Origin of the sequence: Entomospira culicis, assembly GCF_028748145.1 — a bacterium.
Lineage (GTDB): Bacteria > Spirochaetota > Spirochaetia > WRBN01 > WRBN01 > Entomospira > Entomospira culicis.
On sequence record NZ_CP118181.1, the window covers coordinates 1,466,182 to 1,480,511 of the forward strand.

The 14,330-nt window shown below is 47.7% G+C and carries 12 protein-coding genes; 7 read left to right on the forward strand and 5 right to left on the reverse strand.

The features are described 5' to 3' along the window. The first annotated feature begins 107 nt into the window (after positions 1–107). On the forward strand, positions 108–638 hold the full coding sequence (locus tag PVA46_RS06950; RefSeq protein ID WP_167696013.1) for a DUF4416 family protein: 531 nt from the start codon (positions 108–110) through the stop codon (positions 636–638). Further along, positions 628–1,656 carry an elongation factor P maturation arginine rhamnosyltransferase EarP gene (gene earP / locus PVA46_RS06955; RefSeq protein ID WP_167696014.1) on the forward strand — a complete coding sequence of 343 codons (1,029 nt, stop codon included), beginning with the start codon at positions 628–630 and terminating at the stop codon, positions 1,654–1,656. Before PVA46_RS06950 ends, earP begins: the two co-directional genes overlap by 11 nt. Here the strand turns inward: earP and PVA46_RS06960 are convergent. Together PVA46_RS06960 and PVA46_RS06965 are read right to left on the reverse strand one after the other, a co-directional pair. Next, complete coding sequence (locus PVA46_RS06960; RefSeq protein WP_167696015.1) at positions 1,638–2,003, reverse strand: hypothetical protein; 366 nt, start codon at positions 2,001–2,003, stop codon at positions 1,638–1,640. The genes earP and PVA46_RS06960 overlap by 19 nt on opposite strands. 16 nt (positions 2,004–2,019) lie before the next feature. Then, positions 2,020–2,733: a hypothetical protein gene (locus tag PVA46_RS06965; protein WP_167696016.1), complete on the reverse strand. Its 714-nt coding sequence runs from the start codon at positions 2,731–2,733 to the stop codon at positions 2,020–2,022. 82 nt (positions 2,734–2,815) lie between these two features. Between PVA46_RS06965 and PVA46_RS06970 the strand changes: the two genes are divergently transcribed. The 4 genes from PVA46_RS06970 to PVA46_RS06985 all read left to right on the forward strand — a co-directional run bounded on the left by PVA46_RS06970 (position 2,816) and on the right by PVA46_RS06985 (position 10,961). After that, a complete protein-coding gene (locus tag PVA46_RS06970; protein WP_167696017.1) occupies positions 2,816–4,114 on the forward strand; it encodes a hypothetical protein in 1,299 nt (432 codons plus the stop codon). 17 nt (positions 4,115–4,131) lie between these two features. Further along, positions 4,132–6,342 (forward strand): MFS transporter, encoded by a 2,211-nt coding sequence (locus tag PVA46_RS06975; RefSeq protein WP_167696018.1) that lies wholly within the window; start codon positions 4,132–4,134, stop codon positions 6,340–6,342. Positions 6,343–6,457: 115 nt separating this feature from the next. Then, positions 6,458–9,991, forward strand: a complete 3,534-nt coding sequence (gene nifJ / locus PVA46_RS06980) for a pyruvate:ferredoxin (flavodoxin) oxidoreductase (protein ID WP_167696019.1) — start codon at positions 6,458–6,460, stop codon at positions 9,989–9,991. Positions 9,992–10,070: 79 nt separating this feature from the next. Continuing rightward, positions 10,071–10,961, forward strand: a complete 891-nt coding sequence (locus PVA46_RS06985; RefSeq protein WP_167696020.1) for a DUF368 domain-containing protein — start codon at positions 10,071–10,073, stop codon at positions 10,959–10,961. A 46-nt stretch (positions 10,962–11,007) separates the two neighbouring features. Here PVA46_RS06985 and PVA46_RS06990 read toward each other — a convergent pair whose 3' ends face one another. Genes PVA46_RS06990 through PVA46_RS07000 form a run of 3 tightly spaced genes read right to left on the reverse strand, consistent with a single transcriptional unit; the run spans position 11,008 to position 13,378 of the window. After that, positions 11,008–11,331: a hypothetical protein gene (locus PVA46_RS06990; protein WP_167696021.1), complete on the reverse strand. Its 324-nt coding sequence runs from the start codon at positions 11,329–11,331 to the stop codon at positions 11,008–11,010. 20 nt (positions 11,332–11,351) lie between these two features. Next, positions 11,352–12,200 (reverse strand): hypothetical protein, encoded by an 849-nt coding sequence (locus PVA46_RS06995; protein WP_167696022.1) that lies wholly within the window; start codon positions 12,198–12,200, stop codon positions 11,352–11,354. 50 nt (positions 12,201–12,250) lie between these two features. Continuing rightward, positions 12,251–13,378 (reverse strand): lytic transglycosylase domain-containing protein, encoded by a 1,128-nt coding sequence (locus tag PVA46_RS07000; protein ID WP_167696023.1) that lies wholly within the window; start codon positions 13,376–13,378, stop codon positions 12,251–12,253. Positions 13,379–13,437: 59 nt separating this feature from the next. On the opposite strand from PVA46_RS07000, the gene PVA46_RS07005 reads away from it, so the two are divergent. After that, positions 13,438–14,322, forward strand: a complete 885-nt coding sequence (locus PVA46_RS07005) for a lipoprotein TP_1001-related protein (protein ID WP_167696024.1) — start codon at positions 13,438–13,440, stop codon at positions 14,320–14,322. Positions 14,323–14,330 lie beyond the last annotated feature (8 nt).

Consider the following 14,330-nt stretch of genomic DNA (forward strand, 5'->3'; position numbering starts at 1 on the left):
ATACCCTACAGTAAACCCGATTTCATCAAAATTTTCAATAGGCAATACTTGCATTCTCTGTAAGATTCGGCTAAAATAGAGATTATTTTGATAAATAAGGGGATGCTATGGGGAACATTACGCCATTTGCACCAGAAAAGTTGATGATGGGTCTACTCTTTCGCGATAAAGAGCAAGCCGAGGATGCCAAAAAGACGATCGTCCAGACATGGGGAGAGCTAGATTTTGTCAGCGATACCTACACCTTCTCCGACCACTCTCCTTATTATGATAAAGAGATGGGCGGGACGGTCTTTCGTCAATTTATCAGTGTGGAAAGATTGATAGATCCGCAAGCACTCGCCGAGATCAAAATAAAAACCAACGCCATCGAGGCAACCTTTATGCACGCTGGCTATCGTCCCATCAACCTTGACCCCGGTCTCATCAATACAGGGAGGCTCATTTTAGCCACCACCAAGAGCGTGGCGCATCGCTTTGCCCTACAATCGGGCATCTACGGCGAGCTGACGCTCTTTTATAGCCAAAAGCGTTGGCAAATTCTGCCTTGGACATACCCCGATTTTCGCGATGCCACCACCCAAGCCGACCTTAGCCAGATCCGCAAGCTCTACCGGAAGCAGATCCGTGAACATTGATCTCTTCTGTCAGGTTATCGACTACTTTGGCGATGTCGCTGTAACCTATCGCCTAGCCAGAGCGCTCAAACAGCGCAAACCCAGCCTCACGCTACGCTTCTACTGCACCCACCCCGACTTAGTTCTTGCCCTTCATCCTACCCACGATCAACAGAGTATCGCGCTCTTACCCTACACCAGTGCATCCGGCCAAGCCATGCCTGCCGACGTCGCCATCGAGGCCTTTGCCTGCACCCTACCGCAAGACTATCCGCTACCACCCATCATCATAAACCTCGAGTACCTCACCGCTGAATCTTGGATCAACGACTATCATGGCTTAGAGTCGTTTGGCATGAATCCCGCAGGCAAAAAATTCTTCTTCTTTCCGAGCTTCACCGCACAAGGCTCGCTTACGCATGGCGATTTTATCGAAGAGAAAGAGATTGTTCAGCGTCATCCTTCTCTTACCAAGAAAGAACTTAGTGTAGAGTTGGATCTTCCGAAAAGTTATCTAAGCCGACCGTGGCTTCTATTATATCTGTACGAAATTAACGAGACCTTCCTGCACCAACTGCTTGACCACTTTGCCATCATCCAAATTGGCGCATCTCCTACCACCATAGAAGATGCTTGGTTGGTGAAGCGTCGTTGTAGCCAAGCGATATTCGATCGATTACTTCTGGTTGCTGATGCACTCTTTATTCGTGGAGAAGATAGCTTGAGCCGTGCCGTACTCGCAGGAAAACCCTTTTTGTGGCAAGCCTATCGGCAAGAAGAAGAGTATCACCATGTTAAGGTACACGCGCTAAACGACCACCTCGCCGATCTCTATGCCCACCCCGATCATCAACATTGGGCAACACTACAAGCTAAATTCAATCGGGAAAATTGCGTAGACTTAGCGGAATTCTTCGCCATCTCTACCACATTCTTTACCCAAATGAGCAACGCTTTTTGCCAAATGCCTAGCCTAGAGGTTAATCTGCTTCAATTTATCCACACAAAAGGTCATCACACTCAAGCACCATCACGCTGACGAAAACGATCGCTATTACGCCTCGCCGCCTCTTCATATAAGAAGAGCTCTAGCGCGTCGCTGGTAATCCACCCGGTGAGCGTAGAGGTAACACTTTTCACATGATAATAATCGCGCCAAAATCCTGCCTCCTGTTGATATACCGAACGTATCTCAAGGATGTGTACTACGTCGCCGGCGCGCAAAATGCCCTCAATTTGTCCTTCGTCGACAATGCCTGCGCTCAAGCGTAAATAAGGCACGCGCACCACGCCCCAGTAACGATCTTGACTAATGATGCTATGTTCGGGTAGCTGGAGATAATCAATCTTTTTCTTGGTGCAACTCAAAAAACTTATTAATAACATCACCACCCAGATCCTCTTATAGCCCACTGCGTCGCTCCAAATCCAGAGGGTCTTGTTGAAGACGCGTAATCTCCCCCGTCGGTGTAAAGCTGATACGCTTTTGCCAAAGCTGGTTCTCTTGGATGGTTAAATAATCTACCGAGAAGAGCTTGCCATCGTAATTAATGTAGAAAAAAGGATTGATGTTAGAGAGCAAGCGATCAGGATCTTGGAAAAATTGAAGGGCATCCTCTTTTTTGGTGAGAATTTCGGCATTATAGACAAAACTCTCAAGCCAGCGCAACCACACCAACGCCTCATCAACCTGTACGAGCGGACTCTCTTGTACAAAAAAATGACGCAATAATCGCCCATGGTAATATTGCTGTTGCTCGCTTGTCATCTGTAATGCTAGCTGTTGAGGATAATTAGGTCGAGCAAAGAGGCGCAAGGGGGCATCATCAAGGCGATAGACCAGTTGCCGTGGGCTTTGACTAGCAGGGATTTGGCTTTGCTGGATGCGCCCACCTCGGATGGCCACTTGATACTCCTCTTGATCGTAACGCAAGAAAAAGAGTTCTCGCGCACTCAAGCGAAGCTCATCACTTGGCTCTACGCGTTGCTCCACCACCGAATCATCACCACTTGGATCCTCGCCGGTCGGCTCGCCCTCCGAAACACTTGGGTCAGTTGCACACCCAGCAAGTATCAAGGATAATAGAATTTGTTGTAGTATCGACATTTTTCTCACCACTTTCTCCTCATTTTAACAGCCAAAGCCCTTGCTTTTTTCCTGTCATCTGGTGTATATTATACTCAAAATAATAGAATATATGCAATATCGAAACCTACGAATTTTACCTTTCCTCCTCCTAATGCTCTTTGGCTGTCGTGGCTACAAAGATTTTGATGAGGTTATCCTCACCCCCACCCCCCCCGCTACCCCAGAACCTATTGATACCCAAATCCAACTTTTAGCCTCATCGCTCACTGGCGAGAACAGTGCCTATTGGCAACAACACGATCACCAAGTCTACATCTACCCCCATGCATGGCAAGATTTAACCCTTGGACATACCCTTCAACTTGACCAAAGCCAAACCATCATCCACTCCGCATTTACTTGGGCAGAGTTAGATACGATCGCCTTCGATCCAGAAAACCCTATGCCCCACGTGCTTCTCAAAGGTCAGGCGACCTACCAATCGCCCACCACCCTCGACATCTACCAACTACACAATGGCTATCCCGACCTTCTCTTTCGTACTAGCACCCCCGGAGAGATCTCCTATCTCCTCGATGAAGCGAATCCCAGTAACTCAAGCATCCTCATTACCACCAGTAATCAAGATCGCCTACAGGTTGACTATTATCAATATAATCGTGCAAGCCAACAATTTTTACTGACCAAGAGCGAATCAACCCTACAACAACTCACCACCAACCGCGATCGGCTTGAAGCCTTCCTTGAAGGTCCTTGGCAAAGCGACCCACCCGAGGCTAAAGGTCTGGTCGTCTTCAACGCAAAAGAGAAAGAGATTCTCTTTCAACAAGGTCGTGTGGAAATTTACGATTGGCTTAACAGCTCCATTTCTGGTAATCGTATCACTCTTCAAGCGCGTAACCAACAGGTTGCACAAGTCAGTGGCAACAGCAACATCACCATCATCGACGACAACACCATCATCCTTACCCAGCCTACTCCTAGTGTTGCATGGCAAGGCCGTTATACTCGCATCAATCTCCAACAAGAGTTGGTTAATAGCCAAGCCTTCACCCCCATCACCCTAAGTGAAAGCCCCTTTAGCGGGACATTCACGCATCAAAATGGGGAGGCGCTCCTCTTTAACTATCCCCTCTTTCAACAAAAAAACGCCAAAGGCGTTGTTCGTGAGGGGAGCATGAGCCTCTTTAGGCTGGAGAACACCTTGATTATGCAACTGCGCTATCGAAATGTATACGGGTTAATCGAAGAGCAACAGAGCTTTGAGGTCGTCTTTAAAGAAGAGAACGACGGGCTACATCGCTTGCGATTATTGCAACTCAAGCCAACGCGCCTCTTTGTTGCTGGCTCCTACCCCCTTGTCGAGAGCACCGTTGAACAATTTGAGCAGATCGAAAAAATTCCATAAGGATAAGGAGGAGAGTCGTGGAGAGTAATCAAGCACTAACGGGCATGCAAGTGCGTAAAGGACGGGCTAACTTTAACACCTATCAAGCCCTCAACGGTGCATCATTTCCGCTTATCAACGGCTCGATTATCACGCTTCTGGCTATTCAGCTGGGGGCGGACGCTACCTTTATCGGTCTTATCTCCAGTCTCAATTATTTGGCCTTTATCTTGGTCTACTTTGGGCGCATCCTAGAGCCTCGTATTGGGGCTGTACCTCTCTACTACTGGGCATGGCTGATGCGCAATATCATGATGCTCCCCATTCTTAGCATTCCAATTATCATGATTTGGGGCAATACGGAGTTAGCACTCTCCATTTTGCTCTTTAGTAGTATCGGCTTTAACCTTACGCGCGGGCCAGGCATGGGCGCAAATAATAGCGTCGTTAGTGAGCTCTCCACGCCAAAAAACCGAGCCAGTTATCTCTCGCTTACCTTTATGCTCAACTTTGGCGCGATGATCCTTGCCACGGTGCTTATTGGATTAGTCTTACGCTTTAATGCCTCTACCCTTAGCTACACGCTCTTGATTGCATTAGGCATTGCCTTGGGATTTCTCTCCTGCTACTATCTTTTTATTCTCCCGCGTGCGCCCAAAAGCACACAGAAACTCTCTTTCTTTACCTTCTTAAAGAACATCTTTGGACGTGCAGACTTTCGGATCTTTGCGATTGTCTTCTTCTTTATCTCCTTTGTTACTGCGGCGACACGCCCCTTTATTGTGGTTTACATGCGCGACGTTTATTATCAAAATGACAGTAATGCGATCCTTTTTACCGTTGCAGGGCTCTTTGGTGCATTCTTAATGAGCGCCTTTAGTAAAACGATCGTACAGACCGTAGGCGCAAAGACGCTCTTTATCTTTTTTACCGCGCTCTCAGGCGTGAGCCTCTTGCCGGCAGCCATTAGCCCCAATTTAAGTGGTCTCTACCTGATTATCTTTTTGAGTACCTTCAACTTTTTGGCTGTCTTTGGGCTCCAAGGCATTGAATCGACAGGGCAAACCTACCTCTTTGGCATCATCAAGCGTAACGAAACCATGGATGCCTTTATCCTCTTCTTCATGATTTTTGGTCTGGGGGGTAGCTTGGGTTCGTTTACCGGTGGACAACTGCTTAACACGCTACAATCGGCAGGCATTGCTAACTCTAGCACGGTCTTTCGCATCTTCTTTGGTGTGGCAGCTGGCTTTATGATCCCGCTTTTGGTGTTGATGTCCTTTCTTAAAAACACCAACAAAACCTCGGTACGCACTGGCCTTAGTCTGATTATTAACCCACGCGACATTCAGGCCATTAGCCTTGCCAATCGTCTTGGGGCGGCTACTCCTAGTGAGATTGGTCCTATCTTGGAGCAAATTAGTCGCTTAGAGTCTGACGCTGCCGTCGATATCATTGTTGAGAGTTTGCAATCACCCAAATTCGAGATCCGTCGTAAAGCCCTCGCCACGCTGGAAAATATCTCCAGTGCCGACCAACCGCCAGAGCTCACCCGAGCGCTCTTACAACAATTACGCAATCACCCCTTTAGCACCGCCCATGTAGCTGCGCGCATTTTAGGACAACACCAAATTTCGCAAGCCATTCCTAGCCTGCGACGTGCCGTTATGAGCGAAGATTATCGCCTTAAAGCCGAAGCCATTACCGCTCTAGGCAATCTCAAAGATAGCAGCGCCATCCTTCTCATCAAGCGCCAGATTTACCACAACAACAATCACTATGTTCTGGTAAGCTCCATCCAATCGCTCACGACTCTGCTCTCGGTAAATGACATGTATGTGCTCTTATGGCCCTTGAGTTGGCAAAAGGTAGAGCCAACTATCCTCAACGAGTCTATCCTTGGAGCCGCGAAACTGCTTGGTATTCTCGATCGATTCTACCATCGCTACTTGCTCTGGTTACACAATCAACCAGAGGCCTACAACGAGCTCAAAGAGGTCATGCAGGCACAAAAAAAGACCAAGCCTGCCCTTAAGCAGAGCCTTGAACAGATCATCTTTCACCACGCCTCTCAACTAGACTTCATGCAACAGATGCGCACATTCATCCAATCTTGCTCCAAAAACGACACCCCGCTCATGCAAAGTATGCTCCGCATCTGCCAGAATCCGCTCTTTACGCGCTACGCATCTTTACGCTTTTTTATGATTTATTTGCTTATTTGGCAATTAGAAGAGAAAAAGTTATAAAAATCGCTTTGCGTTTATATGAATATTGATTAGTTTTTGTATAATCCCCTTGTGGACTTTGTACAAAAATGTTAGAATAATTATACTATCAAATATATAAGATGAGGTATCAAAAATGGCTGACAAAAAAATGGTAACCATAGATGGCGCTACAGCTGCTGCCTATGTTGCCCATGCAGTTAACGAAGTAATTGCTATTTACCCAATTACTCCCTCAACACCCATCGCAGAAGTCTGTGATGAGTGGAGCGCTCAGGGACGCACCAATATCTGGGGAAATATCCCTATTGTCTCGGAGTTACAAAGCGAGGGCGGTGCCGCTGGAGCAGTGCATGGTGCGCTCTCAACAGGTGCGCTTACCACCACTTTCACAGCAAGTCAGGGTCTTCTCTTGATGATCCCTAACATGTATAAAATCGCCGGTGAGATGACTCCCACCGTCTTTCACGTTCCCGCACGTGCGCTTGCGGTTAATGGCCTTTCCATCTTTGGCGATCATTCGGATGTGATGGCTTGTCGTCAAACAGGTTGGGCGATGCTTGCTAGTAGCAACGTGCAAGAGGTTATGGACTTAGCCCTTGTTGCTCATGCAGCTACACTTAAGGCACGTGTGCCTTTTATGCACTTCTTTGATGGCTTTAGAACCTCTCACGAAGTGCAAAAGATCGAAGAGATCCCTCAAGCGGTGATGAATGACCTGATCGACTACGATTACGTTGCTGCCCACCGCGCCCGTGCTATGGATCCTGAGCATCCAACCATGCGTGGTTCTGCGCAAAACCCCGATGTCTACTTCACCGCCCGTGAGAGCATCAACAAGGAGTATGCGGATACTCCTGCTATCGTGCAATCCTATATGGATCGCTTGGCGAAACACACTGGTCGCCAATATCACCTCTTCGACTATTATGGTGCAAAAGATGCCGAACACGTCATCATCGCCATGGGTTCGGGTGTAGAGCCTGTAGAAGAGGCTATCGACCTGCTCAATGCACAGGGTGGCAAGTGTGGTCTCATTAAGGTACGCCTCTTTAGACCCTTCTCTGCCGAACACTTTATCAAGGCTCTGCCTGCTACTGTTAAGGCAATCGCTGTCTTAGACCGCACCAAAGAGCCAGGTTCTCTAGGTGAGCCTCTTTATGAGGATATCCGCACCGCTATTGGCGAGATGATGGAGAGTGGTAACGCTCCCTTTAAAGGTTGGCCAAAAGTTGTGGGCGGTCGCTATGCATTGGGTAGCGCCGAGTTCACTCCTGCGATGGCTAAAGCGGTCTTTGATAACCTCAAGAGCGAGAAGCCAAAGAATAAATTCACCATTGGTATCACTGACGACCTCACTGGCACCAGCCTTGAGTACGATCCATCTTTCCGCTTCAAAGTAGAAGGTCTCAACCAAGCGATGTTCTACGGTCTTGGTTCCGACGGTACCGTTGGCGCAAACAAAAACTCCATCAAGATCATCGCCGACCACACCGACAAGTATGGCCAAGGTTACTTTAGTTACGACAGTAAGAAGGCTGGTACCGTTACCGTCTCGCACTTGCGTTTTGGCGATAAGCCTATCCGTAGTCCCTACCTTATCGACAGTGCTGACTTTGTTGCTTGTCATAAGTTTAGCTTCCTAGAGCGTGTCGATATGCTCTCCAACATTCAAGAAGGCGGAACCTTCCTCTTGGCTAGCCCCTTTGCTGCCGATGCCGTTTGGCGCATGATTCCTACCAACGTACAGCAGACGATTATCGACAAAAAACTCAAGTTCTATGTCATCGACGCGGTAAAAATTGCGCGGGAAAATGGCATGGGCGCGCGCATTAACGTTATCATGCAAGTTGCTTTCTTTAAAATTTCTGGCGTATTGCATGTTGATCAAGCTATTGGTTACATTAAAGAGGCCATCAAGAAGACCTACGGTCGTAAGGGCGAGGCGATGGTTGAGCAAAACATCAAGACCGTCGATGCTGCCTTTGAAAATATCTTTGAGGTCAACTATCCTAAAACCATCGAGGGTAACCTCCAAATGGCTAAGGCTGTACCAGACGATGCGCCTCAATTTGTGCGCGAAGTCTTGGCCGAGATCATCAATGGTCGTGGTCAACACCTCAAAACCAGTCAGCTTCCTATGGACGGCGTCTATCCTACTGCCACCACCAAGTACGAAAAGCGTAACCTCGCCGAGACCATTCCAGAGTGGCTTCCTGAGACCTGTATCGCCTGTGGTCAATGTTCGATGGTCTGTCCTCACGCCGTTATCCGCATGAAGGCCTTCCAAGATAAGAGCGTCTTTGAGAATGCCCCAGAGGGCTTTAGACGCAAAACCATGGCCGCAGGTCCTCTTAAAGAGAAGGAATTTACTATCCAAATCTCCCCAGAAGATTGTACTGGTTGTGGTGCTTGTATCAACATCTGTCCTGCAAAGGGCAAGGCTTTAGCCTTTGTCGATCAGCGCACTGTCCGTGATGAGGGCATTAAAAATTGGGACTTCTTCCTTAATGAACTCCCTGAGAGCAACGTTCCTGTCTCCACTGACACACCTCTTGGTACACAAATTCGTCGCCCCATGTTCGAGTTCTCGGGCGCTTGTGCTGGCTGTGGTGAGACCCCTTACATTAAGCTTATCACCCAACTTTGGGGTACCAACCTTGTGGTAGCCAACGCTACAGGTTGTTCCAGTATCTACTCGGGTAACCTGCCCACCAACCCCTACGCACAAACCGATGATGGCAAGGGTCCAACTTGGGGTAACAGCCTCTTTGAGGACGCTGCCGAATATGGTTTTGGTATGCTTCTCACCTACGAGAACCTCAACAAACATGCTCTCGATATCCTTCCTCAAGTAGGATTGGATGCCAGTCTCGTTGAATCCATTAAGGGCAACGACCAGAGCACCGACGAGAAGCTCGCCCAAATGCGTGCCGACGTTGCTAAGTTGAAAGAGGCTTGCACCAAGATCGGTAGCGATCAGGCTAAGCACCTCCTCTCCTTGGCTGATTACCTCGTGAAAAAAGTACACTGGGTTGTCGGTGGTGATGGTTGGGCTTACGACATTGGATACGGCGGACTTGACCATGTTCTTGCTAGCGGTAAGAACATCAATATGCTAGTTATGGACACCGAGGTCTACAGTAACACCGGTGGTCAATCCAGTAAGGCAACCCCAACCGGTGCTATCGCTAAATTCGCTGCTGGTGGTAAGGCTGTTACCAAGAAACCGCTTGGTCTTATGCAATCGATGTATGGTAATGTCTATGTTGCACAAATCAACATGGGTGCCAATATGTCCCAGACCATCAAGGCTATTAAAGAGGCAGTCGCCTACGACGGGCCATCCCTTATCATTGCCTATAGCCACTGTATCAGTCAGGGCGGTAATATGATGCAGGGTATGAATCAAGGAAAAGAGGCAACCACCTCGGGTATGTGGCCTCTCTACCGCTATGACCCACGCAAAGTTGCTGATGGTAAGAACCCCTTCATGCTCGACAACCAAGCCCCTAGCACCCCCGTTGAAGATTATCTCTATAAGCAAGTTCGCTTTAAGAGTCTCCAGAAGGTCAACCCAGAGCGCGCTACGGAGCTCTTGACCAAGATTAAGACCGACCTCGATCGTCAATTTAAAGAGCTAAAATACCTCGCTGATCGTCCGTTCTAATCTACTTTTTCACAAAAAAAGAGAGTCTAGAGTTTTATCGCTCTAGACTTTTTTTATCGCCTCTGCTACACTAGTACCCATGATCCAAACTATCGCACTCTTATTAAAAGGCATCGCCATCGGCATTACCGACGTTATCCCCGGAGTCTCCGGTGCCACCACCGCCATGCTTCTGGGCGTTTACGACAAAATCATCGCGCACGCTAGCCAAAGCATCCACGCCATCAAAGCCAAAAATCGACTGGCCTTCCTCTCGCATCTACGCTTCCTCATACCCATCCTCTTAGGTGTCGGAATGGGGCTGGTTCTCTTTGCGAAAATCATCAAATTTCTGCTCCTGCACTGGCCCAGCCATACACAAATCGTCTTCACGGGTCTCATTCTTGGTGCAATCCCCACCATCGTTCGGCAAGGCGAATTCTTCCCCGTCAACCGAAAAAAAACGATAAGCTTTAGCGTCGGTGCGCTCCTGATGATCACCATTCTCGCATGGGACTTCTACACTGGCGCAAACACATCCGTTCTCTCTGCCGACCTACCTACAATCACCGTAGGATACATTTTACAGCTCTTTGCCGTCGGATTTATCGCCTCTATCGCCATCGCGCTGCCTGGCATTTCAGGAAGCCTGATCCTCTTACTCATGGGACAGTATAGCCAAATTTTATCGTTAATGAACTTCTGGATCGATCGCCTACTCCAAGGCGAAATGGTCTGGGCCCCCTTTATCGCACTAAGCGCTTTTGCTCTTGGCATTTTGATCGGACTCTTCTTTTACGCCGTACTCGTGGCAAAAATTATGCATCGCCACAAAGACGCCCTCTTTAGCTTTGCCCTCGGGCTTATCCTCTTCTCGGTGATAAAAATCTGGCCTAAAACCAGCCTATCCCTTAGCCACCTAACCCTCTTGCTGGTAGCCATGACACTCCCACTTCTCAGCACTAAGCTGGGAAACAGACGTAACGCATAAATTGATATCAACTTAGGAACAATTGACTCAACTGGAGGCTGACCCTCTAACTCTGCAATAAAACATTAATTATCATCAACGGTACCAAGATAATAAGCATCATCGCAGTATTAATATAATATCGGCGTTTGAGGTTGGATAGTTCGTGAGCAAAATCGAGGTTACGGCTTGCTAGCTCCTTAGTAGCCTCACTAGTAAAAAAGCTCGATCGACCCGTACCATTATTTTTTTCTGTCGGAAGATTGTAGCGTTGTTTTAAGTCTCGTATTTTTTTAAAAAAAGGAAGATAAAAAAATAGAACATTTAATAACCCTACAAGCATAAACAAGATAACAAAATACTTCACAAACAAATCACGCACAAGTTCCATGCAATAAATCCTCTCTTTAGTTAGGGTTGAATAACCACCAATACCTTCGCATTATGGAGCATCTCCATCGCTTGTGCCGAGGCGCGCAGACGATCAGCATCACCTTGGGCAATCACGATATCGGTGATGTGATACTCGCCGCTAACTGCCACCGCCGAAAGAATCAGAGGATTAAAGCCCACCTGCAATGGCGACCAGTGTTGACTATTGGTATCGAAGGTGTAGGATAATCCGCCTTTGCCTTCACTAAAGAGACGGCTATTGATTGTAGCTAAGCTCAAGAGTGTCTCGCCCGATTCATCGAAAATCGAGGGAGCAAGGGCTGGCTCTAGTGCTGAAAATTGGTTAAATTTACCACGGATAGGTAAGCGACTCTTGACAAAGATAACAATGCCCGAGTAGGCAAATTCGCGTTGATTCGTCGTAAGTAAGGGCAAGACGCGCTGTTTTACATCGACAGAGATATGACGCATCAGATCGGTAATTGAGAGAGTGTAGACCGCCTCTAGGTAGCGTAAATCGGCGCTCAAGACGGCGTATTCGCGTTGCGCATGGGTAGCTGCAAGGTTGAGGTTCCAATGCACTTGATTCTTACGTGGTGCATTCTCTTTAAACGATCCTTGTGCATCGAGTACCACATCTCCCAAACTCTGGGCGATAAGGCGAAAGCGCTCACGCTCGATCCACCCCTCGGCTTGTTGGCGAGAGTTAGGCAATGCCTGTTGATCGACAGCAACCCGCAAGGTAAAGCGAATTTGCTGTGCCTGCCAATCGATCTCTTTTTCTACGCTAATGCTCTGCGCAGTATTTGCACGAAGACTGAAAGTCAACCCCACCAACATCCATATCATAGCTACGATTCTCTTCACGTTTCCTACCCTCACTCTATATTATCGATACTTAGTGTAGAAAACCTTACCTATATTGGCACATTAATGATATCTCCAGGGTGAATAAGGCGCGGATTTTTCCCAGGGTTTGCCTCAATGAGATCAGCAACGCGTACATTATGGCGAGAAGCAATGCGCGCAAAGGAGTCGCCCTTTTGCACCCGATACTTTTTATAAAGGATGGGCGCCCAGTCGCTAGCCTCGATGGCTTGGGTGAGCTCTTCCACATAACTAATAGGTAGGCGTACCATAAAGGGCGTGTTTTTTGCGATGGGTGGGGTAATATTTTTCTTGAGCGCGCGATTAAGATAGATAAGCTCTTCGGGTTGAATGCCTGCATCTTTGGCGATAAGCTCAAGGTGGATCTGTTTACTCAACTCTAGCTCGACAAAAAAACGTGATTTGCCACTATTAAGCTCCCTAGGACGCCACTTAATCGGTTTAAAGCCATATTTACGAGGCTTTTCCATCATCTTGGCGATAGCTAAAATTTGCGGCACATACTCCGAGGTCTCACGCGGAAGCAATTTTTGGTCGTACATCTGCCAAAAGGTTGCCTCTTCGCCGGCACTCTCGAGGTTGCGCTGATGACGACGCACTCGAGTAATTCCGCCATTGTATGCAGCCATGGCAAGGAGCGGATCACCTAATAAATCCATCTCTCGACGAATTTTACGTAAGGCTGCATCGGTGGCTAAATAAACATCTAAGCGATCGTCTTGCCACTCATTGATGACCAAACCATAAGGAAGCGCCGACGTGTACATAAATTGCCACATACCTGTCGCCCCCACCCGAGAGACCGCATCATGCCGATAAGCAGACTCCACCAAAGGCAGATAAATCAACTCGCGTGGCAACCCATAATAGTCGATACGCTCCATAATATAAGGCAAATAAGGTTCGGCACGTGCCATACCCTCTTTCACAAAATTTTGTAGCTTACCACTGCTAAAGCGCTCAATCTGTCGCTCTACGGAGGCGTGTAATTTTTTATCCAACTTAATTTTATAAATATTGCCCTGATACTCCGATCGCATCGATACAGGGGCGCGCAACGCCTTTGGGGTAACCTCTTGCTTCTTTGCCCAGACATCCGAAAGACCCAAGATGAGGAAACTGCTCACCACGATGATTTTTAGAACTACCCGATTCATCCTTCTTCTCCATTTCTATCACTTGTCAAACTGCCGTACTTTATGTTATGCTCTTTTATATGAAACAAAGATTTTTACTCTTCATACTATTCCTTATTTTAACCAGTTGTGGGCAAAAAAGTCAATACTTCTCGCCCCCAATTTTTCTAGGTATCGAAAAAATTACGCACAATAGCCTTACTCTACACTTTGATAGACCCGTACACCTCTCTAATATCGTCCTATATTCTCCATTAACCTTAGAATCTGTCGACAAAAATACGCTCTTTTTTGGCAATGCGCACGTTGCCCAACCCTATACATTAGAGGCAACGGCCAGTGTCGGGGTTAGCTCCTTAGACTTTTCGCTCACCTTCTACGGGATACCAGCAGAGGAGCCTATCCCACTGGTCATCAACGAACTCTCCATTATCCATAATAAGAAAATTACCGATGCCATCGAATTACGTGCATTAGCCACAGGTAATCTCGCTGGCACCACCGTCTACTTAGGAACGCCCCAAAATTATCGCGCCCGCTATATCTTTGCCGATCATCAGGTAAAAGAGGGCGATCTCCTTGTCTTACACGCCGATATTCCCGCGCCTTTTACCTTCGATAACAGTCCCAAACTTGGTAACACGCGCGAAGTGATCACCATCGCCACCAATCCCTACGCACCCGCCTACTTTGGTCTTGCCTATGAAAAAGCCAGCGCCAGTGAGACCAACTCCTCACAACGCCAACTCTTTCTTCAGCAGTGGCAGTACCTCCTCGATCAGCAACTGTGGCAAGGCGATCCTATCGATATTCAGTACGTTACGGCAACGCGCTCCCTCAATCGACGAAGAGTACCACTAGAGCTTCCCGAAAGTGCCGTTCACTGGTACGTTACAGGAACCTCCGGCAATAGCATTGGGAAAACAAATAACCCTAAAGTTCATCAACCCAAACCTAAAAAATAAAGGTAGTA